This window comes from Roseivirga sp. AWQ4_251 (assembly GCF_056158225.1).
This window is the reverse complement of record NZ_JBSWSW010000002.1, coordinates 1,404,645-1,426,405: the sequence shown is the minus strand read 5'-3', so window position 1 is coordinate 1,426,405 and position 21,761 is coordinate 1,404,645. Positions and strand designations below refer to the sequence as shown.

The window sequence follows — 21,761 nt, the reverse complement described above, 5'->3', positions numbered from 1 at the left end:
TGTTACTCCGTTCACCCTCAAAGGTCATTCTCAATTAAAAATTAATATTCACCAACCTTCACTATTTGACCCAAATGGTTTAAGCGAACCTTAATTATTCCAACCAAGTTACCTGGAGTTCTAATCGAATGATAAGTAACCCCGGATAGTTCTTTAAACTGTTTTAGTATGTCCCCATTTATTGCCTTGGTTTCCAAATGATGGGTAAAAAGGTAATTTTTAGTAGATATTTTCTGTACCCTAAATAAGTTTGGTCCAATAGTTCTTGCATTTTGAGGGTCAAGTAAGTCGATTTCACTAGGGTCAAAACCAGTCTTTTCACTTGGAAAAATAAACATCTCATTTTGCTTCATCGTAAAAAGAAATTTCCACCCAAGGTGCGAGTTGAGCTCTTTGTCAATAATTGGAAGATTGGCGCCCTTTCTGGCTACTGCTTCATAGAATGACATTACTCTCTCCTGTAAATTACCTTTTTCATCCTCATAGATTGCCACATGATGATTGCTGCCTGTTTGCACAAAATCTACTGGAATCTTATTTCCTCCATTATCGAATAAATCGTTGCCTAAATGGTCTTTCTTGAAATGAAGCGGCTCGGCATTATTAACGCCCCGAATTTTCACTCGCTTGATTTGAATACCTTTTTCTTTATTCAACCATATAGGGTTTCTATCCAAGTCAGTAAATGCTGACTTTGCATTTCCTATATGCTCCTCCAATCTGTTCAATAGAACAAGCTTTGTCCCTTCATCTATTACCTTCTTAATGCTTTTCTCATTAGGGAAATTCTCAGGAGTTACCTCTTTTCTAATGCTAAAGTCTTCCTCAAGCCAAACCAATTTTACTTTTTCAGGAACTATTTCTGTTTCATTCAAACGAAGAGGTCTTTTTGCCAAAGAATTTTTACCTGCAAAGGCTTTCTTGGGGTCTCCTCCGTTTTCATTGAGTTTTTTGAGCAATGCATCTCTATACTTTAGGCTGGCTACTTTCTGAACAGTCTCCTGATCAAATTTTACACCTACTTTTTCTTCTTTCTGTACATAATAATGGTATTTACCATAAATGGTCTCCTTATGGAGTTGGCCCCGGGGGGTTAATTCAATTTTGGTCTTCTCACCATTTTTGGTATTTATGATGTTTTTGTTCTTGGTGGTTACTTTGTTTTTTGCCTTATGGGAGATCAATATTGATTCGATATGTTCTTTTGCAACTTGTCTGAAGTTTGGAATGGGCTCTACAAAAAGTCTTTTTTTGTTACCCTCCTTATCTACTATCTGAGTAGTTTCTTTTGATTGAATAGCCATAATGTTGTTATGCTTCTTATGGTCTTCATTCTTACGTGCATTAAGGAAATTTAAATACTGAATATGGCTTCTCTTAGTGAAAGCAACAGTTAATGCATCCATGGCATGGTGTCGGTGATCATTACGCTTTGTCCAGTCAATGATTTGTTCAACCTCATTACCACCCTTCCTTTCTTGAACTTCTGTAAGACCTAAAGCTCTGTACTTTGGAAGGTTCAACTCTTTCATAACATTTATCAAATCCCAATCATTACGCAGTCTATCGGTAATAAATCCGGAAGTTGGTACAACGCTTCGGCAAATGACTTCCAACATCTGTTTCGCTTTTTTGGCGATATATTGTGTCTCCCTTATGTCCCTTTCAATAAAGCCATCTCCGATTTCGGATTCTCGCATCAATAGTTTTTTGTATTTGGCCTTGGATATGCCTTCTTCAAAATTGCTTCTGCCCAATGTAAAAAGGTTTTCGACACGGTTAGTATAGTCTTCAATGGTGGTGCCGTACTTGCTCTCAATGTAGTCAAATGCAGTTTTATCTCCTTTGTCCAAATTGTCTCGCCTGTAAGTTAAGGTCTTATTGGAAAAACTATCATCGAACAACCTAGATCTGGGGATGATGTGTTCAATATCAATTTCTTTGGTAAAAAGCTTTTCTCTTGGAATGTATGTATTGGTATAAAGGTCTTTATAGCCGTTGTTTTTTAGCTCTTCATATAGCTTGTATTTAATTATATCGTTTCTGGTCGGATGTTTAATGTTGAACTCAACATTCAAGGTTTTTGCTATTTTTTCGTGACGCCTTTTTGCAGCTTCAATGTTACTGGTCATTTCGGCCCTTTCTTTGGCATTCTTTTTTAGCTCTCGGGCCAATTCGATTCGGATTTCATCGAAATGGAAATCCCTAGGCTTCCCGTCTTTCTCTAACAGATTGTTCTCAGAGTCGATCAAAGCATTTACAACATTGACCATTTGATTCAATATTTTTTCCACCACAGGGTTTCGAAGACTGTTTTTCTTCAATACGTCCAACTTGGGCTGGAGAGGACGTTTCTCGTTTTCATCTTTAGTAAGTGAGCTGGAATGGTTATAGCCTGCTTGGGCTGCCGCTTTATCGAACTCCATTTCCTTAATAAATGGGAAGATTTTGCGGATGGCCTTTGCAGAAAGATTGCCATAGTCATCCGGCAAATTAATGGCTGCCATTATTTTGGAATGTTCTGGCTTAAAGCCAAATTTTTGGCACAACACCTTTTTGAGATGGATGTCGTTATGCCCGAAAGTTATGATTTCTTCATCAGTGTACTTTTTGTTGTCGTCCTCGGCAGAATGCAGCAGGTGCCAAAGTTGATATGAGGATTGTTTTTCGAAGTCTTTTCCGTCTATTTCAGGGTCAAAGTCTAGTATTTTTATATCGATTCCCAAAACCGAGAAGACATCCCGGATCATGGATTTGATCGCTTGAGCAGATACTGTCAAACCTTCTAGCGCTACTTCATCTTTATCTAATGTTACCTCCAAAAGCTCCTTTACATCATATCCCTCTAATTCCAGAATTTTTAAGTATGCATCATAAAACACCTTTTGTGTTCGGTTACCCTCTAGTTGGGTATAATTCATTTCCCAATCCTTAGCCTTATAACCTAACAGTTCCATAGACTTTGCTGCTGAGATATTTCCTTTCAAATTCAGTTCATTAAAAAGAAACTGCCTGGCTTCTAAGTCAGGGAAAAATACTTCTTCAGTATTCTTATTTTTAAGTTTCAAGTGACCGAGCACTTGCCAAATCTTGAATTCCTGAAATAGAGGAGAGGATTTTGGTGTAACCTTTAGACCGATAGTTCTTTTCTTGAACTTGCCGTTTTCTTCACGCTCGATTTCCTTGCTCTCAAACTGACAAAAGCTAACCAAACCTTTTTGGGATTTCAACTTGCGCTGATAGAAGATTACAACATCACGAATTTCATCTTTTAGTGTCAAGCTCAATTCCGGATGAAATTTGGATTGTGTTTCCCACAATATCTCAAATTCATCCATGTAGTCTTGTCTGTAAAAAACCTGATTCTTCAATTTTGCATGTGGGCTGGTTTGAATTTGACTGAACAGGTATTGTCCAACAGTTTGCTTGTTAAAATATAGTTCTTTACTTCGGTCGCTAATAGCCCCCAAATAACCGCTTGACTTATTTAAATCATTGTTGATCTCGGTTATGACGTAAGCCACTTCTTCTTTTTCAAGTTGCTGAGCAATAGCTAAAGCCCGCCATTTATAAGCCTGCAATTTCTTTTGTTCTCTGGTACCTTTATTTTCAGACGTATTGAAGCTATAGGCTCTCCAAAAGGAGGCAGAAGTGGCTTTTTGTCCCTTACCTTCCAGTGATTTTTTAAATTCATCTGAAAGAATTTCTGGATAGAATTGTCGTTGATACTGCCATACTTTATCAAGCTCTGCCTGCAAATCGGAACGATAAAAATCTGGCAGTACCTTTTTCCCTGACAAAAGCAATTGGTAGGCCAATTGGCCTGGTGTAAGGTTTTCATCATATAGTCTTTTCGCTACAGCCATTCCATCTATGATATGCCCCTCATCTTCATTTTTTGCTTTTCGACTGCTTTTGTACCCTCTCTTTTTGTTGATTTTCAACAGAACTCGTGCAAACTGCTCTTTGGTAATTGCTTCTGTTACTGCCTTTGTTCTTAATTCCAAGGTCTCGAACGTGCTATGCTTTCCTATTTCCGTAAGAGGAGTCTCTGGGGTAATCCATTTTTCCCTTATGAGTATTTCCAAGAGATTTTCCCTACGCAACTGATAGCGGTCAAGGTTTCTCCTCATACCTCTTTTCAAAGTTCTATCCGCATTGACGGAAACAGGCCTTCCTTTTTCAAAATTTGTTTGCTCATCTGTAGTGAGTGGATTTACCCTTACCCCAAGCTTTTGAATCGAAGATTTTTCTCTATCTTTATGTTCTAAAACGTAGGCCCAGCCAATGCTCGTTGTACCTAAGTCAAGTCCAAGGATTCTTTTAATTTTATTTTCCATAGTGTGTGGTTCTATTTGAAATAGAAATGAACCATAGCGAATTTAGAGATAAATTTTAAACAGCAAATTATGTAGTGTGTACTCATAGTGTGTACTCATAGAATGAAAACCTATTTGTTTTGTTAAAATCTTTTCCCACCTTTGCAAAGGTGTTTGTGCTAAGTATATGGCCACATGTAGTTTTTTCTACATGCCATGATGGGGGGACATGTCTCATAAGAATGATTCTTAACGCTGGAACACCTATGCTTAAGAGTAGCCTGGAGAATAGTGTGAGATGCCTTGGCAAATAGGTTTCACATTCTATGTTGTGAATAGCTTTCATTTTTTCAACGACAGGCTCTCTTAAGTAATTTTTTAAAGTTTCAATTTTCATTTCAAACACAATTTTTCCTTCTACTGTATCAACTATTTGTTTCTGGCAAAAAAATATCCTTATTTAGAAATACATTTTGAAAGCTATTCACAATAAGGATTATTCCGTTGTGAAAACATTTAGTGCCTCGCCTATCTGCGGGGCTTTTTTATATTACTTTTAAGGACTTGAACTACTAAAGATTCATAGAATCTTTGAATGGCATACATTAATTTAAAAAGAAGAATCTCGTAGTCCTCATATGATAAGGGGGTTGAATATAATAATTTCTGCCCATTTGTAAAAACCACTCAACAATTCAGTTAGTAGGGCCACTTCACCCAATAAAGTTAGGAATCAAAGTAAAAGAGGTAGAAATATGAACACTTAAACAAAAGAATAAAAAGCACTACTTGAATCCTTAGCGCTTTCTAAACTCCTCAACTTTTAACACCTATTTGCAACCTGTTATTGATGTGTGACTAAACTCTTCCCATTTAATATTGGCATTACCTAAAGCTTCGAGGTGTCATATGCCATCTTTAACAAGATTTTTTGTTTGGCTTCGAGTTTATGTCCTCTCCCATACTTTGGACCACTCTTCTTGTGCCCCATGAGCTCATCAATTATTTCCTCTGGGGCTTCAATATCTCTCAGTCTGTCTTTAAACGTGTGCCTCAGGGAGTAAATGGAATGATGAGGAGTGGGGCGCAAATCATGATGTGATAATCTTTTATTTACATTGCCTGAAAAAGAATCTGGATTGCCCGTGTGTTCAAACCCTTTCGGGAACTCTCGGAATGCGATCAAAGCTGTGCCAACTAGAGGGATTTTCCTCTCCGATGTTATTGTTTTAAGATCATAGCCCGGTCTAGGTCTGATCCAAATAAAAGGCACTTCTTCGTCAAGCTTAATGTCTTGGGGCTTTAGACCAAATATCTCTGACAGTCTTGCTCCTGTGTCGGCAATCGCCATAATCACAGCGCGGTCACGGTCATTGAATACATAAAGGCTGGGGATCAAGGTGTTTTGAACAAACGATGCTTCAAAGGGTGGTCGTGATTTGCTGTTGTTACGAAAATTAATCTTTGTGAACATGGGGTAATAATCAATGTTGATTTGATTATCAATTGCCACAAGTTGCATAACGTCCCGAATGAAACGCATCTGCTTATTGGCACTAATCGAGCTGAGCCCATTCTCCAAGCGTTGGTTCCACCACTTCCTGAATGAAAGAATATCTGTTCTGGTTACATCTTGAAGTGGCTTATCACCAACTACATCAATAAAGGCATTCATTGCCGCTTTTCTGGGGTTCTTCCACTTTCGGATTTGATGCTCAGACTTATTGAACAATCGATCATTCACGAGCCCCCAATACAGTTCTATTGACTTTGACAGAAGGATATCATTCTCTCCAGCACCGCCAAGAAGTGACTCTGCCTTTTGTTTAATTGGAACACCTGAGTTAAGGCGATCTACAATTTCTGTTATTTCAGATACCGCCACCTGATTGATGGTTTTGTAAGCAAAGCCATGTGCCTTAGCCAGGTTGACCGCGTCTTTGTACCGTTTGTTAAAATCTTGTGACTGATTAGAGCTTACCAATGAAGCCCAAAAACTTCCCATCTGCTGATCATAAATTGCGGACCTGATCACTGCTTCCTGATAGTTTTCGGTTTTGAGGGACAGCTTAACTTCCGTTCGTTTATCAAGATGAGCAACGTTCGAGGGAACACGTCTTCTGTAAATGTATTTTTTTCCTCTTTTTTGGATATAGTTTTTTGACACCCTTTAGCTCCTTTGTGTACCAATATGTGTACCGCTTTGTGTACCAGTTTAGTATTTCCAAAAAAAGGAACAATGTCAAGGAGCAACAAAAAAGTTATTAAAATCAATCATTTAAGGAATAACTGGAATGCAATAATTTGCCGAAAAACGAATCCCTGCGCGATCACCACTCTCTTCCGGTCGTTTTACTAAGTAATTGAAAAACAAAGCTTACTTTGAGGCGTTTGAAAATTCATTCTTGATTTGTGTACCAAAACGTGTACCGTTTTGTGTACCAATTTGGACGGCCTTCTCCAGTAAAAGATTTTGATATTCCCGCTTGGCAATCTCATTTTCCAAACGTTCGAAGATCGGAAGGTACTTCTCCCCGAATTGGGCAATGATTCTTGCACATTCTTTTCTTGCTTTTATCAGGTCTTCAAATTCTGGACTGGTCATTTCTCCGAATTCCTAAATGTTAATAATAGGAAAATATACCTAACTATTCAGGCTCTCGTCAAGGTTTTGTTCATGGATTGTTCTTTTTTTAGCAGGAGATTTTCTGGCAGATAGTCAGCAGATCTAAGGGGATTGATCTCCTCTGACGTGATGTCTGTAAGTAAACCGAAGCGGGATTTTATTCCTAACAAGGGGTGCATTATGAGGTCAATGAACTTTGGATTTTGAACTTGAAACAAGACCAATCACTCTACAAATTGTAGCTTCACTATCCGGGTTGTTAATAGCAATAACATCTGGCCCCTTAGACGAAAAAATTGCCATGGAGAACAAATCTCCATGGCAACTTCAGGTGGTGGGAGCCTGAATAAACTCAGGCTGATGTTAGATTATTCTGATGGCATCCATTGCCAAGAGGGGGCCTGACTATGGTATGTGTCCTTCATTTGCCATAGAGTAATAGCCTTCATCGGTAATGATGATATGGTCGGCCACTGTAATGTCCAAAAACCTGCCCGCTTCAGTAAACTTCCTGGTGAGGGAAATATCGGCACTGCTGGGCCTTAAATGGCCCGAAGGATGGTTATGGGCAAGGATAATGGTAGAGCTCCGCCTTTTGAGAGCGGTGGCAAATACGATCCTAAGGTCGATCACTGTGCCGGTCATACCTCCTTTCGAAACCGTTGATATGGACATCAGCCTCATCTGGTTGTCCAGAAACATGACCTTGGCCTCTTCGACAAGGGAAATCTGGTCGCTGTCCCATGAATCCCTCAGTATTTCATATGCCGCTTCGGCACTTGTGACTTTTGGCCTTTCCGAGGCCTTGGTCCTATTGCGGTACACAAGCCTGACCTCTTCAAACTTGTTTTGGGCATCGCCTCTACTCTTGTTCGACATTGTAGACCTCCCAGCTTCCAGTTCCTTCAATTTCTGTGAATTCGCTGCCGCATAGTTCCTTTGCCTTTTGATAGGCTTCTTCTTCCGAATTGGCTTTGATTTTGACCTGTAAATAGGTAGACATTTCGGCCTTGGTGATATAGGTTTTCATGGGTCTGGTTCCTTTCTGGTTGGATTAAAAAAGTGTGAGCTGGTGGGCTGGCTCCGTTGTCTTGCCCTGTACTTGCTTTTGAAATTCAGGGGTTTTGATTTTTGGGGCTTCATACCAGAGTTGGGACTGCTCCTTTTCAATGGGTTTGATGCCAAGCCCATCCATGTTGACATGCCAGCCTCCAAACCACTCCATGCTTAAAGAGTTCATCCATGCGACTTCACCCTTTAGCCCGTTAAGAAAGAAATTCAGGGTTGCCATTTTTGCGCAGGTGCTTGAATTGTCTGCACCGTAGAAATAATTGCGGTGGTTAATCTTGGCCGCACTCAAAAGCATGCGCCCAGATCCGCAGGCAGGGTCTTGAATCCTTTTGCCTTCGCCCTCAATGCCTTCAAGGTTCATTTTTGCCATCATGTCGCACACAGGCTCGGGCGTGAAATACTGCCCGTTCTGGCCTCTGGTGATCTGCTGCATAAAGAATTCGCCTAGAATGTCGGAATAGGGGTTTTCATAGACATTTAATTGTATGAGCCCTAAAGCCTTGCTGAATTCTTCAATCTCTTCCTTTTTGTAGGGCTTGATCGTTTCAAGGTAGAGGCGTTCATTCACTTCGTCCTTTTCCAGCAACCAGCTTTTGATATTGGTGGAATGGTATGAGCAAATCCCCATGGTCAAAAGGTCGTTGAATACACGGGCTAAATCATGCCTTCTGCCCAGTTGGTTCATTTGCCTGGTGAGTTCATTAAAGTAATCGGTCATGGCTGTGTTTCTCCCATGACCAGGTGATCGAGATAATCAACCGCTTTGGCTGCTTGTGCAGATGCTTTGAAGATGAAGGTTTTGTCATCCTTCAAGGCTTTCAACCAGCTCTTGATATAAAGGGCATGATTAGGCGGGTGGCTCTGGGCAATGCCATGATGCGCACAAAGGAAGGCTGCGCCAAGTTCTGCAACCAGCTCTTCAAACGCATATTTCTCGCGCTCCTTTTGGTTGTGGGCCAAGTCGCGCTCAAGTCTATGCTTGGCTCCTGTCCAATGGGTCAGCTCGTGGAGGAGCGTGGAATAGTAGTTTTCTGTGGCGGTGGATTGTTTGCTATCCAGAAAAAGCCGTGTTTCGGGCATCTGGATATAGTCTTCCATAGGGCTGAAATATGCTTCGTCCCCACCGTGGCGGATGTCTGCCCCTGTGCCTTTGCAAAACTCATCAATCAGGGATATGCGCTCGACATTATCTGTCTGGATATCTACTGGAGTCGTTTCGGGCTCAAAATTCTCGACCTGATTGGCATTGAAAACAGTGTAGAGCCTGAGCATCGGGATTTTATGGGTCTCAGTTTCACCTTTGCTGTTCTCTTCTGTTCTGATCAGGCTTTTGTAGAAAATGATCTGTGTGCCTTTCTCCCCTTTTTTGACATTTGCGCCCTTGTCCTCCCATTGCTTGAAGCTCGCCCAATGGTTAGAACTGAACTGCTTGGCTTGCTGGTTAAACCAGAGGTTTAGGATGTTTATCCCTTGGTAGTGGTTTCTAGTGGTTGGGTTTACCGGCAGGCCTTTGGCTGCAAGGCTGGCAAATGGCGGCTGGTAATTGTTCAAGTCAACCTGATCGAGCAGGCTTATGATCTGATCTGTGACTTGCTGGTGAATATCTGTTTTGTTCTTTGCATAGGACATGAATGGGCTCCATCAAAAAAGAGGGAAAGCCATTGAAATGACTTTCCCTTTTGGGTTTAGGCTGGTTGGGGGTTTGCTTCTGGGGCTTGACCTTCTTCAGGCACTTGCTCGGTTTTTTCCTTCTTCAAAACCACTTTGTAGGCGAATGTGGTGACGGCTGTATCTTTGTAGCCTTCGACCGTGTCGATGGATCGTGAGCTGTCTTCGCCTTTGATATAGACCCAATCGCCTTTCTTGAGGTTCTGGGCAATGGCAAAAGCATCTTTGAGATTGCTTGAGACGATAATGTTGAAATAGTTAGCCATGTTTTGAACTTCGCCTTTGGTGTCCAAAAACTCCTTGTTTGTGGCAATTCTGAACTTGGCAAATTTTCCATCACCGATCAACTCGGCATCCTTTACAAGATGGCCTGACTTCATGCTGATATTGGTATCAGCAAAAAGGTTTTCAGTTGGTTGTGTTTCGTTGGTTTCAGTGTTTGACATATTTTATCTCCTTTATGTCGTTGGTTAAAAATCCCTTTGGAAAAGGGTTATGGGGTCGCCATAACCCTTGCCATGTGGCGAACAGGGGGTGAGCAAGGGACAAGGCCTGTACAAACCGAGGGGGATCACCCGCTTTGCACAAACCCAAAGGGTGCGGAAAAGCGGGGATACGGTTTGAACAGCTCGTATTAGTCTTGCCCGCGCGAGGGGGAACGCCCTAAAGCATTCAATGGATAGCCTTCTTCAAGGAAATTTGACTTTGGGTCTTCTTTGGCTGCTCTGCTTTCCTGAATGGAAGAGGAGGCCAAAGCGATAAGATCGGCCATGCTGGGTACTGTTCCATTCAATAGAACGTCCCGCAATTTGTCGGAATAGATATCGAGTGCTTTGTGCCAGTCGATATAGTGCTCACCTGAAAGATCCTCGATTTTATCAAACACCTGGGCGGCATCGGCACAAATTGTCCAGAGGGTGTTTTTATCAGGCATTTCACCGCTCATTCTCAGCTTGTTTTCGAGCCTTGAGAGTGTGATCGGGTCATGGTGTATAAAACCTGAAATCCGGGCTACCATTTCTCCATAGTACAGTGTATTGTTCATGCTTTGTTCCTTTCTTGAATGTTATGGGATTAAATTCCTATTGCTAGGTCAGGAACAAGTAATTAGTAGACTGCCAAGAGCGAGTCAAGGAGAAAAAGGAATAAATTCCTACTATGGTGTGAGGAGGATTAAAGCTTGTACAGGAAGTTCATGCGGCCATGGAGGACACGCACAACGTAAATGGTTTCTTCTTCAACGCGATAGCCCTTACTACAATCAATTGATAGTGTGTGACGAAAGATCAGTGCTTTCTTATCCACACTCATCATAACTGGTCGTTAGCAAAAACCATCTTCTTGAAGGAAATATGATTTAGTTTTTCTATCTTTAAAGCTCATGGCTAATCCGTCCTTGAGACATAAATAAGATTAGACATGATGAACAAATTAGAACTTCTCGAACCGGTCATTTCCGGCCATTTATTAACTGATCAATTCAATCAGCTCTTTAAGTTATTTGAGTCTAATAGCTTTTCTGTAGATGAATTGAAAATTTTCTATAAACGCAATAAAAAGCTTTTTAAAAGCCACAAATTTTGGAAATCCGACCTTCCGCTATTTGAAGTAGCTGGAATCTTGAAAAGTGAACTCAAAATCTCTTTTCTTCAAGACTATTTTTCAAAAAACCAATTCTGCAATGATCGCTTGAACAGGAAACTGCTGGAATCTGACCCAAAAGAATTCCAACGCAGTTTCAAGTTATGGCAAGCATTTAAACATAAGGACTTCTATGACTTATTGCGAGACCTTTCATCGCTCAGTGAGCAAACTGAGAATTTCCACAATGAAATTGAAACCATTAAAAAAGCACTGGAATTCACAGCAAGGGAAAGGGGAAACATTTACAATTACCTCAAGCAATATCCAATAGACGAACTGTTCCTTGGTTTTACGCTAGAATATCATTCCGTCAAAAGGAGTCCTCAATCGCTCAACAATAAGGCCTATCAAACGAAAATTGAGATGGCCTTAATTGACGAAATCAACAAAATTATAACTGGAGGCTTTTTTCTGGACACCGAAACTTCATTTGATTCTAATCAGGAGATTCAATCTATCTTCTTCAGGAACGAAAGGCCTCATCCGGTCCTGGAACCAAACAGAAAATATGAAGTGGAAGATCGTTTTCAACATATTTCGCAGCTTATCAATGATTTAGTTAAGCTCAATTCCAATCAAAGAGTTATAGAACTTTATCTATCAGGATTTGCGGAATTTGAATCAAAATCTTTGAATCCGGCTTTTCTCCGAACCAACAGAGAGTTTGATGTCTTCAGATACAATGATTTAAAATCCATACCGGAAGAACACTTCATTAGCGATCTTAAACTCAAAATCGACAAGGATGCGCTCAAATCAATGTTTGCGAAAAGAGTTGACGGAAATGAATCTGTTAAATATCTGAATTACTACGGAATACCGTCAAAAATTGTAGAAATCAAGCTGGAAAGGGTCTTTACAGTCTTAAAACAATTTTCAGTCTTCAAAGGCCCCCCGGAACGTCAGATAATAAATGGTCAACTGTTTTCAATTGCTAATCAGCCCAATGGTATGTTCATTGAACTTTTCGGATCAAACGAATCCATTTCAATTCTTGAAGAGAACGAGCTGATTAAAGGGATCAGTAAATATTTCATATGGCCAATCGAAGAAGTTGAGAAACTGATGTCATTTCTCATTATCGATATAGGCACAAAAACAAATCCCAGACACTGGCTTCATAGACCGTTTCTAAGGTTCAAGAACAAAATATATTGGTTAGGGGCATTCATGAAAGACCGAAGATGGGAAACAATCTTTTTTGCGCGATTAAAATACGAGAGTCAAGGAACCCCAACAAATAATCAATATTCAAAAAGTTTTGAACTAAAAATCGAAAGTCTATTTCAGGAACACTCGTTCAGAACTCTGCAAGGCTATAAATTCAAGTCTTTAAATGGCATTTCTGGAGATATTGATCTGTTGGCTTACAAAGAAGGTCATCTATTCATTATTGAAGCAAAACACGGTATAGGAACTAATGAATACAGCCATGCCTCAATAGTTGAAGCAAGAGACCTTGAAGGGAAAGCAGAATATCAACTTGTAAAGTCGTGTGATTTTATTAAAGAAAATTGGAAAGCAATAAAAGAAGAACTGTCCATTGACGATAATCTTTCATTTTCAGATATTATACTATCACCAATAATAGTCACCAACTACTACGAGGCGGATCAAAAAACTTTCAGAGGCTTCAACAAAACCACGCTGGTTGAACTGGACGTAATTCTGAATAACCGAAAGAGAGATTTGTTAGAGACCTATTTATCAATGCAAAAAAATCATAATAGAAATAACCAAGATTTTACGGATGGTGATGATAAAATTGAATGGGATTTATGGGATGAAACGGGCTCTTGTTCCCCCTCTCAAATAATGGACTGCATTTCTAAGAATCTCATATGGAAAGAACTTGATAATGCATGGAATTATCAAAGTATCGAGTTGAGGATTGATTGTTGAGTGGTCTTGTGGATGAAGTCCAAGAGACAAATCAAATTCATCAATTATGACAAATTCAATTATCCCATCAGTGAACTTCCATCTTTGGGAACCATGCAACATGAGATGCAAATTTTGTTTCGCAGGTTTTAAAGATGTACGGAACAGTATTTTACCCAAAGGACATTTGCCGAAAGAGCAAGCCATTCAAGTTGTTCGTCAGCTTGCTGCATTTGGTTTTGAGAAAATCACTTTTGCAGGGGGCGAACCAACCCTTTGTCCATGGCTCACTGAACTGATTGCGACAGCCAAACAAGAAGGGCTTACCACAATGATCGTATCAAATGGCAGCCAGATAAACGATCAGTTCCTGTTTGAAAATAATCGGCATTTGGACTGGATTGCGATTAGCATTGATAGCCTAAACCCTGAAACGAACATTTCCATGGGTAGGGCAATTTCGGGAAATAAGCCTTTGGATTCAGATTATTACTTTTCTCTTGTCGGCAAAATAAAAGAATACGGATATGGATTAAAGATAAATACTGTTGTAAACCAGCTTAACTTTAAAGAGGACCTGGGTAATTTCATTCTGTGTTCTAAGCCTAAACGATGGAAGGTTTTACAAGTGCTTCCAATTGTTGGTCAGAATGACAACCATTTTGACAGCTTTAAGATTTCTGAAGAGGACTTTGATCTATTTGTTTCGAACCACATACATTTAGCAGAAAGCACCGACTTGATTGTGGAGAGCAACAATCAAATAAAAGGATCTTATGTTATGGTCGATCCTGCCGGAAGGTTTTTTGATAACATGTTCGGAACGCACAACTATGGAAATTCAATACTCGAGATTGGAGCGAAAGAAGCTATAAAGTCCATGAACTATGAATTTCAAAAATTCCTTTCTCGGGGAGGGCTATATAATTGGAAAAGGTAATAAATTCCTACTATGGTGTGAGGAGGGCTAGAGCTTGTACAGGAAATTCATGCGACCATGAAGGACACGCACAACATATATGATGTCTTCTTCTACACGGTAAACCATCACATGCTCCCCGACATTCCAGGAAAGATATGGTTCAGGTACATCTCTGCGTTTATGGCCGGAGTAGGGGTTTTGGATAAGAAGCTCAAAAGCACCGTTCAGTAGTTCCTCATATTTCTTCCATTGGGCTTCACCGAATTCCGAATAGGTATAGGCCTGAATGTCGATCAAATCGTCATAGGCCTCATAGGAGAGTTCCAGATTGAATTTAGCCTTTGACTTCACGCTTCACGGACTTTCCGGATAGGGCAGCTTCCTTGCCTTTTTTTGAGATTTCAGAAATAAGGCCGGGTGAATAGGAAAAAGTGCGGCCATTGGCAATGTCTTCCTCACCTTTAGCCAAAGCGGCCTGAATGCCCGACAAACGAAGTTTTTCTTCTTCCTTCATCTGGTTCAGAATAGCATGCTCTACAGCTGCTGTGATGGACCTGAATAGTCCGGCATCCACCTGACTTTTTAGATAACGCTCATAAGGATCGCTCAAATCAATACGTGCCATAAATAACTCCCTTCTTCTTTCATTATACACAAATAGTGTACTATTAGTACAGTATTACTGTAGTAAAACTACAGATATTCTGTATAGGTTCAAATATTCTGTGCTTGATGCACACAGATTATGTGCTCTTAAAGAAGTCTTCGAGTGTGATTTTATGGACATCCAAGACACGAAGAAGGGTTTTGATTGTAAAGTTGGCTGTGCCTGCCTCCAACTTCCAATATTGCTTGGGTTGCATGTTTACATGATGGATTGCGAAACCGACATAGCCGCCCTCAAAGCCTCCCGCTTCACGCAATTGCTTCAGCCGGTCTCCTATGGCTTTTAATGTGGTTTCTATCGTTTCCTCTTCCTTCATATAATGGGTCAAAAGAGGTTAAAAGCGTCTTTAAAATCCGCGTCTTATAAAACGTAGTTCAGAATTTATGTTTATATTGCGTCATATAAGTCGCAATCCATTGTTAAACATAAACGCAAAGCCATGAAAAAAGTGAAATGTGTCATGTGTTCTGGTACGGGAAGCGTCATCAGCACAAACAGCCCAGGAATGAGAACTTGCACCGACTGTGGTGGCAAGGGCTATAACTACGTTTGATACGAGCTATGAAATTAGGGAGGCTGTAAAAACAGTCCTCCCGGCTCTCAATTGCACACACGCGAATTCTTAAAATCTTAAAGAGTTAGCAGGAAGTGATTGTAGTAAGGGTGCAAAAGGTGATATAAATGAAATGTATTAATAGGATAAAAACCATGAATCCAACCAAAAAGATAGCAGCAGGGATCGCCACATTAGGCCTCGTATTCAGCTTGAGCGCCAAGGCGCAGAGCAATGATAACGGCAATGTAATTGCCTTTAACAATGCTGTTAAAACGGAAAAGCCTGCAGCCACTCCTGTGATCAAAGCAGGTGGTGCTGGTGATGCCAGTGGGTATTCAGGTAAGAATTCTGCCCTTGTGATTTACATTTCAGGTGGGCAAAAAGATGATCGTTACACAGCCGAGCAATACGCCCGTATGCTTCAAGTTATGTTCAAGGATACAAAGCGCACCGACTACCCAACAGACATTTCTGTTTTCTTTGATGAAGAAGGTGGAGATAGACATACATTCGGTACTATCTACATCAATGGTCGTACATATGATAAGAATGGTGGAAAATATGAGGATGGGGATGGTATCTTTCACCCGACTCAGATGGTGAAGCTGATCCCTGTCGTCACAAAGCTATTTGCTGAGAAAAACGGTCTTGTCGTGGTAAACCACATTCCAGATTCAGACAAATCCAATCAGGTTGTTGCCTCAAACAATCTCGAAAATAATCTTTAAAGCTTCATACCTTTTGTCATGGATTGGCCGCTAAATGTGGCGTCCTCTGACTGATTTAGTTCACCCGTCAGATCTACATTAGAGGTCACAGTGCCCAGGCCACCTGCCTGATTGAAAGATTGTGTAATGCTACCGGCAGAGGCGGCAAACTGATTTCCATCATCCAGCGTATCGGCAAACGAAGATGAAGAGAATTCATCAAAAGCTGAAAAGTCATCAAACTCTCCCTCAAGCATATTTCCCTCGTTAAGCTTATCAATATCTGTTGATTTACTGAGCACAGTGGAATCCCAGCCCATCGCTTCTCTAGCATCAGCTTTGGCGTTTTCTACATCCAAATGCTCCGCCTTAGCATCAATCCTTACAATCTCAGCCTGACTTTCGGCTTCATATTCACTTTTGAGGCGTTCCTGATCTTCTTTAGAGAGCATTTGGAATGTTGCACTGTTCAGTTTGTCCTGCAAAGCCTGGTCAACCTTGATATATTCATTTTTCAACTGATCGTATGTAAGCTTGTCTTCCTCAATGTGATTTTCGAGGGCTTCAGTCTTTTCATCGTCACTCATCCCATCAATCTTTTCCTGAGAGTAGTTGTGCTCACTCATCAGTTGGAAGGTAATGGCATCCATGCTGCCGCTCTCAAGGGCTGCTTTGCCCTTGTTAATACGGTTTCCGACCTTGTCCATTTCTTCGCGTATCTCTTTTAAACGATCGAGCATGTCGCCCACATCATTTTTGAAATCCTGAATGAGCTGAAGTAATTCCCAGCTCATATCTTTCTTCTTCTCTTTTGAGTCCTGCTGATTATCCAAGTTGCCATCTGCGGCATTTACTTTGCGAACACCAGCGTTTTCAGCCTGACCGTTGACGGTGAGGTCAAACTGTTGCTTGCTCAATTGTTCAGCCTGTTTATGGACTTTATTTATCTCTACATCTGACACGGAATTTCCCCTTCATTTGCCCCATGACACGATAATTGTGACAGAAAAAGATGAATTCAGCGTAAATTATGTCAACCAGTTTTAGCTAAATTTTAAGGGTATTTATCTAAAATTTTATCTATCTGCTGTGGCGTTGTTGGTTTGAATTATTTGGGATTATCCTGCTATACTTCCTTATGATTAGAATTCTCGGTTAAGGAAGAGAAATGTCAGAATATATACAGATAAATCAGGCTGTTAGAGACCATATCCTTTCTGAGATCAAGCGCACGGGAATAGGTCCGCAAAGGATTTTGAAAGGTAATAAAGGGGCTCGTGAGCTTGGGCTGACCTCCGGCATTATTTATCGCATTACTGGACAGAACGGGAAGGCCGACACGGCCAGAGAAGACCATATCAGACTGGCGTTGGTGCTATGGCTAGACACACCAGATAAGAAGATAAAGGAAGCGAAGCCCAAAAGCTCAGAATTTCAGAAAGCAGAACCAAAAGCTATTTATAAGCCACCATCATACGGCTATGAACCAATTACAATTGAGTTTCTGAACATGCTGAAAAGGGAAGAGCTGCGGACTGGAGTGAAGGCCGAAGACTTGGTCAAAGAAGCGGGAATTGATGTCAAACCTCATGTGGTGAAGGCCTGGAAGAGCGGAAAGACAAAGAGTGCCGATCCTGTGATTATCAAAGGGATTATCGGAGCTTTTAAAAATATAGTGGCAGGTAAGTAGAGGAGGGACTATTTTGAAGCTTTCTTATCAAAAATATTCTGGTTTCTTAATTCTCTGGCATTTCTCACAAATTCCATCAGCCATGACCTTCTTTTGCTATCATAAACATAGGCTTTCAAAAGCCCTGGGAACTTCCTTAATATCTGTTCAAGCCTCTCCCAACTTGTAGTCGTCCATTCATGATGAGTTCCAAATTCGCTTTCGGCTCTAACAACAAACTGCACCTTTCTGAACTCAGGTCGGTGTGTTTCATGGAGTGGCCTGATAAGGTGAACGTCATTCAAAAGCCAATCCCGGACGCTTTCATCGATTTCCTTCTTTCCTGCATCATCGACATAAACGTAATGCTTTCCAGAGTTGAAAGTGTGATCTTCAGAAAGAATTCCTTCTCATCGATATGATCCGGTGATCTGAGCTTGGCTAAGAATTTGCCTTCCTGAAACTTCATTGAGCAAAGCTAAATAAATTAGTTAATCACTAATATAATTAGTTTGCTAAAAAAATTATAAATACAGTCAGTACTTAAAAAAGAGTGCCTTGGCTCTCAGTCCCAGGGTATTTGTTCCAATCCGTGCCAAGCTCTTCATAGGCAATCTGCTCCTGAACTTCGGGGATATTAGAATTCACTTTACGACTTTTGAGGCCTTGTCTGACGGTTATTGCATTCATTCCATCCATAGGGAATGGCTCACAAAACTTCAGGACATCTTCATAGCTCATTTCACCATCCAGCCAGTTTGACCATTCCTCGGGCGTTAGCATTACAGGCATTCTTGGGCCGTTATGTGCATCCGGGTTGTTGTGAATGACCTTCATCATGGGATTAGGCCGGGTGGTGATGATTGTGCAGGAATCTACCACTTCTCCAGTCTCGGAATCGGTCCAGGTATCATGTAACCCTGCAAAGGCAAAGACGGGATAGTCTTTCAGGGTAATGTAGTGGGGATAGGAAACCTTCTTTCCGGTGAGGTGATAGAATTCGTAAAAACCCGAGGCAAGGATCAGGCAGCGGTTCTTTTTGTAAAGCCTCTTCCATGTTGTTTTCTCAGCCAAGCCCTCTGCCATGGCATTGGCCGTTTTCGAGTAGTAATTCCCGAAATCATAAGGGTGCAGCTTTCTGCCGTTTTTCTCAATGTATTTTGCAAAAGGGGGGATCAATCCCCACCTCATCATTTTGACTTCACCAGGTCGGCTTTGAGTGATGACAGGCAACTCAGGATGCCAGTCGCCATAGGCATCAAGGAAGTAAAAGGCTCTCGTTCCACTCTCCAACATTTCCAGAAACTCTTTTCCGGAAAGCGTTCGATAGATTTCCTGAATGTCCGACCATTCTTGATGGGACATATTCGCAGACATTGAATAACACATAAGCCAAGCTTTTTATCAAAAATAAAAGTTTATCGCAAAACTGTCTTGGATCACTGACACCCAAAGTATTTCACACCTCCCCATTTTCTTTCCTTAGGCCGTCAATTGCTAAGCCCAAGAAATAAGCCAAGAGGAAACGGAATAAACATGCATGGCCTTTTTTGAGCGTTGGCTTTATGCCGTAGTCTCTTGGTGTTTACTTGGGCGGGGCTAGCTTTGCCTATTCGGAAAGGAAAAAGACACAAGGATATATGCTTTAAGGAGAGTCTCGCTTTTCTAAAGACATCGCTTTATTTATCTTATCAAAATTTGTTTCATGATGAGCCTTTTTGAGAAAAGCACTCTATGCTCTGTGTCAGCTTCAAATCCTTTGTTCCTTGGAACTAAAGTGAAACAAGAATTACTAAATTAGCATACTCTATCTAGCATGCAGGTATTTTATGGGATTAGAAAAGATACATTCATAAGGGGTAAAAGAGCTTAGTATAGCTGGAGAGGACGCTTATGGTATGTTGAAGTTAGTGCTAGGGAAGTATCCTTTAAAAGCGTTCAGGATACGCTAAAGGCTTACCCAGATCTGATTGCTGTACCTGCTGCTATAGAAGTCGCGATTCAAGGGCAGACAGAAAACAGAAAGAAGTAAACGTGTGTCAAGAGAAGTGCCTTTAGAGCCTAAAAAGAAAGCTGCTGGCAAAGGCAACTCTACCCCAAAACAGATAAAAGAGAAGCTAGTAACTTGTTACTATTGTTCTGGCAAGAGGAAAACCTCATCCAATATGAGATGCCCCAATTGCGATGGAAAGGAAAGCTTTTTGGTGACGAGCAGAGGTATTTGGGATTAAATGCATGTTAGAAAAAGATAAAGAGCTGGTTTATTTAAATTCGTTTAATTGAAAAAGGCATATCCTTAAAAGACAGAATTGCCAATTCCAGAGAGTGATCGCAAATAAGCTGCAAACAATTCCATAGAGTCAAACTCCGGCACAAAAATGTTTGAAACTCTTCCATTGCGGTTGACCAAAAAAACGTAAGGCTGCGAGGTAAAATCAATATCCAAGTTCAATTCGGGTTCTTGCTGAACAGGTAAAAATTTAACATCAAAATCCTGTCTTAGAAGATCCAGATTATTGTAGCTAGTTGAAATGGCTATGTTAAAGGATGTGTCTCTTTTCTCTTTGATTATGTCATTGAGGTACGTAAGACTCTGCCTCACACAATCATTGCAATTGTTCTCGTGTATTCTCAATACTAGCAATAGGCCTTTCTCACCAAACAATTGTGAATCGAAATTGACAATTTTTTTTCCTGAATCAATGAATCCTGTTTCTATGTTTGTCACAAGTCGTTCCACCTTGCTGATTGATGAAATGTGGTTTTCATTTATCTTCACTATGCCTTGCTTCAACTCATTTATATAATTATTGTTCGAGTTAAGCCGAAAGAGAAGTAACAAATTGAACACAAGTAAAATAGCTATGAAAAGCTGAGGTTTCTTTATCTTATTCATTTAGGAGTTTTGGTAATTGATAAGAAACTATGATTTCATCTTCCCTGACCGGGTCAGAGTCTGTCGCGTATAGTTGCCATGTTTGTTCATCTACAAAGAAGGAGCTAAGAGCCCATTTATCTAATTCTGCTCTGTAGATTGGGTTACCATTCCAATCATATACATGAAGCTGTAAATTTGAAATGGATGAAGATTTTCCATCATAATAGTCCACAACTTGTTGATTAGTGGAATTTGAATAAAAGAAATAAACGAAATTCTTAGTGCCATAAGCACTAACATAAAAGTTAGTTACATCTAATGGAATTAGATAACCATCACCGTTTAAATTAACTTCTTTGGTCTTCTGGTTATCTTCTTGGACGACAGTGATGACTTCATCATTTACCACATCAACAAAGTCCACCCTATCAAAGTACACCATGCCTGATGCTAACCGATTAGTCTGATTATTAAATGCCACTCTAGAGGCGTAAAGATATCCGACTTTCTTTTGTGGAACTTCTAACTTTTGCTCAGGGAAATTGGCTATCCAGGTTATGGGTTTGCCGTTTTCAAATCGAAAAAATCTACCTGCATTTTCATTTCCTGAAAGGCCTATAATATCGCCCTCTATTGTCCCAATGAATTCATTGTTGTTGATTGCAAATATGTCTTTGTAACTCAAAGCTAATTCTGCAGGTAATCTCAATGATATCTTTGGCTCGGCACTACTGTTTCCTAACATAGCCTGCAACCCTATCTTCTTGAGTTTATAATTTCGAATATCAGAAAACCATAAATAGATTTCATCGTTCTCCCTTACAAACTGCCCATGGAATTTGGGGCTTTTCATTTCTCCGGGTCCGTCTCCTCTCTTGCCGTAAACACCCTTAAGAGACCAATCCTTAATGTCGTAAAACTGAATTGTATGTTCAGCATTTCTATCAACTAGAACTACTGTATTGTCTATAAGATGTATAGTGCTTGGTGTTATTGGCTCGTTAATTTTAACAACAGAATGTTCAAGTTCGCCTTTAGCAGGAAAAGCCTTAAACGTCTTTACTTCTCTTGACTGCCCGTAGCTGCACCCTTCGAGAATTGTCATAAGGGCTAAACAGATGAAAATCTTAAATAAAAAAGTTCTTTTCATTAT

At 40.4% G+C, this 21,761-nt stretch carries 22 protein-coding genes; 4 read left to right on the top strand and 18 right to left on the bottom strand.

The genetic code is table 11. The features are described 5' to 3' along the window. Positions 1 to 41: 41 nt before the first annotated feature. From cas9 to ACXACJ_RS20215, 10 genes are all read right to left on the bottom strand, one after another. Positions 42 to 4,340 carry a type II CRISPR RNA-guided endonuclease Cas9 gene (gene cas9, locus ACXACJ_RS20260; RefSeq protein WP_475136249.1) on the bottom strand — a complete coding sequence of 1,433 codons (4,299 nt, stop codon included), beginning with the start codon at positions 4,338 to 4,340 and terminating at the stop codon, positions 42 to 44. An 82-nt stretch (positions 4,341 to 4,422) separates the two neighbouring features. Beyond that, positions 4,423 to 4,716 (bottom strand): hypothetical protein, encoded by a 294-nt coding sequence (locus ACXACJ_RS20255; protein ID WP_475136248.1) that lies wholly within the window; start codon positions 4,714 to 4,716, stop codon positions 4,423 to 4,425. A 492-nt stretch (positions 4,717 to 5,208) separates the two neighbouring features. Next, the gene (locus ACXACJ_RS20250) at positions 5,209 to 6,486 is read right to left on the bottom strand and encodes a DUF6538 domain-containing protein (protein WP_475136247.1); all 1,278 of its coding nucleotides are present in this window, start codon (positions 6,484 to 6,486) and stop codon (positions 5,209 to 5,211) included. Between the two features lie 210 nt (positions 6,487 to 6,696). Further along, entirely contained in the window at positions 6,697 to 6,924 is a 228-nt protein-coding gene (locus ACXACJ_RS20245) for a hypothetical protein (RefSeq protein WP_475136246.1), read from the bottom strand. Between the two features lie 426 nt (positions 6,925 to 7,350). After that, positions 7,351 to 7,770, bottom strand: coding sequence for a JAB domain-containing protein (locus ACXACJ_RS20240; protein WP_475136245.1), 420 nt, complete (start codon positions 7,768 to 7,770; stop codon positions 7,351 to 7,353). 37 nt (positions 7,771 to 7,807) lie between these two features. Next, positions 7,808 to 7,975: a hypothetical protein gene (locus tag ACXACJ_RS20235; protein ID WP_475136244.1), complete on the bottom strand. Its 168-nt coding sequence runs from the start codon at positions 7,973 to 7,975 to the stop codon at positions 7,808 to 7,810. A gap of 24 nt (positions 7,976 to 7,999) precedes the next feature. Beyond that, positions 8,000 to 8,734 carry an N-6 DNA methylase gene (locus ACXACJ_RS20230; RefSeq protein WP_475136243.1) on the bottom strand — a complete coding sequence of 245 codons (735 nt, stop codon included), beginning with the start codon at positions 8,732 to 8,734 and terminating at the stop codon, positions 8,000 to 8,002. Beyond that, a complete protein-coding gene (locus tag ACXACJ_RS20225; RefSeq protein ID WP_475136242.1) occupies positions 8,731 to 9,645 on the bottom strand; it encodes an ArdC family protein in 915 nt (304 codons plus the stop codon). The genes ACXACJ_RS20230 and ACXACJ_RS20225 overlap by 4 nt, the downstream gene beginning before the upstream one ends. Positions 9,646 to 9,701: 56 nt before the next feature. Next, positions 9,702 to 10,130, bottom strand: a complete 429-nt coding sequence (locus ACXACJ_RS20220) for a single-stranded DNA-binding protein (protein WP_475136241.1) — start codon at positions 10,128 to 10,130, stop codon at positions 9,702 to 9,704. A 188-nt stretch (positions 10,131 to 10,318) separates the two neighbouring features. Beyond that, positions 10,319 to 10,729, bottom strand: coding sequence for a hypothetical protein (locus ACXACJ_RS20215; RefSeq protein ID WP_475136240.1), 411 nt, complete (start codon positions 10,727 to 10,729; stop codon positions 10,319 to 10,321). Between the two features lie 374 nt (positions 10,730 to 11,103). On the opposite strand from ACXACJ_RS20215, the gene ACXACJ_RS20210 reads away from it, so the two are divergent. Next, the gene (locus tag ACXACJ_RS20210) at positions 11,104 to 13,230 is read left to right on the top strand and encodes a hypothetical protein (protein ID WP_475136239.1); all 2,127 of its coding nucleotides are present in this window, start codon (positions 11,104 to 11,106) and stop codon (positions 13,228 to 13,230) included. Between the two features lie 46 nt (positions 13,231 to 13,276). Then, on the top strand, positions 13,277 to 14,149 hold the full coding sequence (locus tag ACXACJ_RS20205) for a viperin family antiviral radical SAM protein (protein ID WP_475136238.1): 873 nt from the start codon (positions 13,277 to 13,279) through the stop codon (positions 14,147 to 14,149). Between the two features lie 27 nt (positions 14,150 to 14,176). Here ACXACJ_RS20205 and ACXACJ_RS20200 read toward each other — a convergent pair whose 3' ends face one another. From ACXACJ_RS20200 to ACXACJ_RS20190, 3 genes are all read right to left on the bottom strand, one after another. Further along, complete coding sequence (locus ACXACJ_RS20200; RefSeq protein WP_475136237.1) at positions 14,177 to 14,482, bottom strand: type II toxin-antitoxin system RelE/ParE family toxin; 306 nt, start codon at positions 14,480 to 14,482, stop codon at positions 14,177 to 14,179. After that, positions 14,466 to 14,756 carry a hypothetical protein gene (locus ACXACJ_RS20195; protein WP_068215946.1) on the bottom strand — a complete coding sequence of 97 codons (291 nt, stop codon included), beginning with the start codon at positions 14,754 to 14,756 and terminating at the stop codon, positions 14,466 to 14,468. Before ACXACJ_RS20195 ends, ACXACJ_RS20200 begins: the two co-directional genes overlap by 17 nt. A gap of 118 nt (positions 14,757 to 14,874) precedes the next feature. After that, positions 14,875 to 15,126: a helix-turn-helix domain-containing protein gene (locus ACXACJ_RS20190; protein WP_475136236.1), complete on the bottom strand. Its 252-nt coding sequence runs from the start codon at positions 15,124 to 15,126 to the stop codon at positions 14,875 to 14,877. Between the two features lie 380 nt (positions 15,127 to 15,506). Between ACXACJ_RS20190 and ACXACJ_RS20185 the strand changes: the two genes are divergently transcribed. Continuing rightward, a complete protein-coding gene (locus tag ACXACJ_RS20185; protein WP_475136235.1) occupies positions 15,507 to 16,082 on the top strand; it encodes a hypothetical protein in 576 nt (191 codons plus the stop codon). Here ACXACJ_RS20185 and ACXACJ_RS20180 read toward each other — a convergent pair. Beyond that, on the bottom strand, positions 16,079 to 17,023 hold the full coding sequence (locus ACXACJ_RS20180; protein WP_475136234.1) for a hypothetical protein: 945 nt from the start codon (positions 17,021 to 17,023) through the stop codon (positions 16,079 to 16,081). The two genes, ACXACJ_RS20185 and ACXACJ_RS20180, sit on opposite strands and share 4 nt — an antisense overlap. Before the next feature lie 206 nt (positions 17,024 to 17,229). Between ACXACJ_RS20180 and ACXACJ_RS20175 the strand changes: the two genes are divergently transcribed. Beyond that, positions 17,230 to 17,751 carry a hypothetical protein gene (locus ACXACJ_RS20175; RefSeq protein WP_475136233.1) on the top strand — a complete coding sequence of 174 codons (522 nt, stop codon included), beginning with the start codon at positions 17,230 to 17,232 and terminating at the stop codon, positions 17,749 to 17,751. A gap of 280 nt (positions 17,752 to 18,031) precedes the next feature. Here ACXACJ_RS20175 and ACXACJ_RS20170 read toward each other — a convergent pair whose 3' ends face one another. The 4 genes from ACXACJ_RS20170 to ACXACJ_RS20155 form a co-directional block, all read right to left on the bottom strand. Continuing rightward, positions 18,032 to 18,199, bottom strand: a complete 168-nt coding sequence (locus ACXACJ_RS20170) for a hypothetical protein (protein WP_475136232.1) — start codon at positions 18,197 to 18,199, stop codon at positions 18,032 to 18,034. A 74-nt stretch (positions 18,200 to 18,273) separates the two neighbouring features. After that, the gene (locus ACXACJ_RS20165) at positions 18,274 to 19,095 is read right to left on the bottom strand and encodes an SOS response-associated peptidase (protein ID WP_475136231.1); all 822 of its coding nucleotides are present in this window, start codon (positions 19,093 to 19,095) and stop codon (positions 18,274 to 18,276) included. Positions 19,096 to 20,026: 931 nt separating this feature from the next. Then, entirely contained in the window at positions 20,027 to 20,626 is a 600-nt protein-coding gene (locus ACXACJ_RS20160; protein ID WP_475136230.1) for a hypothetical protein, read from the bottom strand. Next, complete coding sequence (locus ACXACJ_RS20155) at positions 20,619 to 21,758, bottom strand: BF3164 family lipoprotein (RefSeq protein ID WP_475136229.1); 1,140 nt, start codon at positions 21,756 to 21,758, stop codon at positions 20,619 to 20,621. The genes ACXACJ_RS20160 and ACXACJ_RS20155 overlap by 8 nt, the downstream gene beginning before the upstream one ends. Positions 21,759 to 21,761 lie beyond the last annotated feature (3 nt).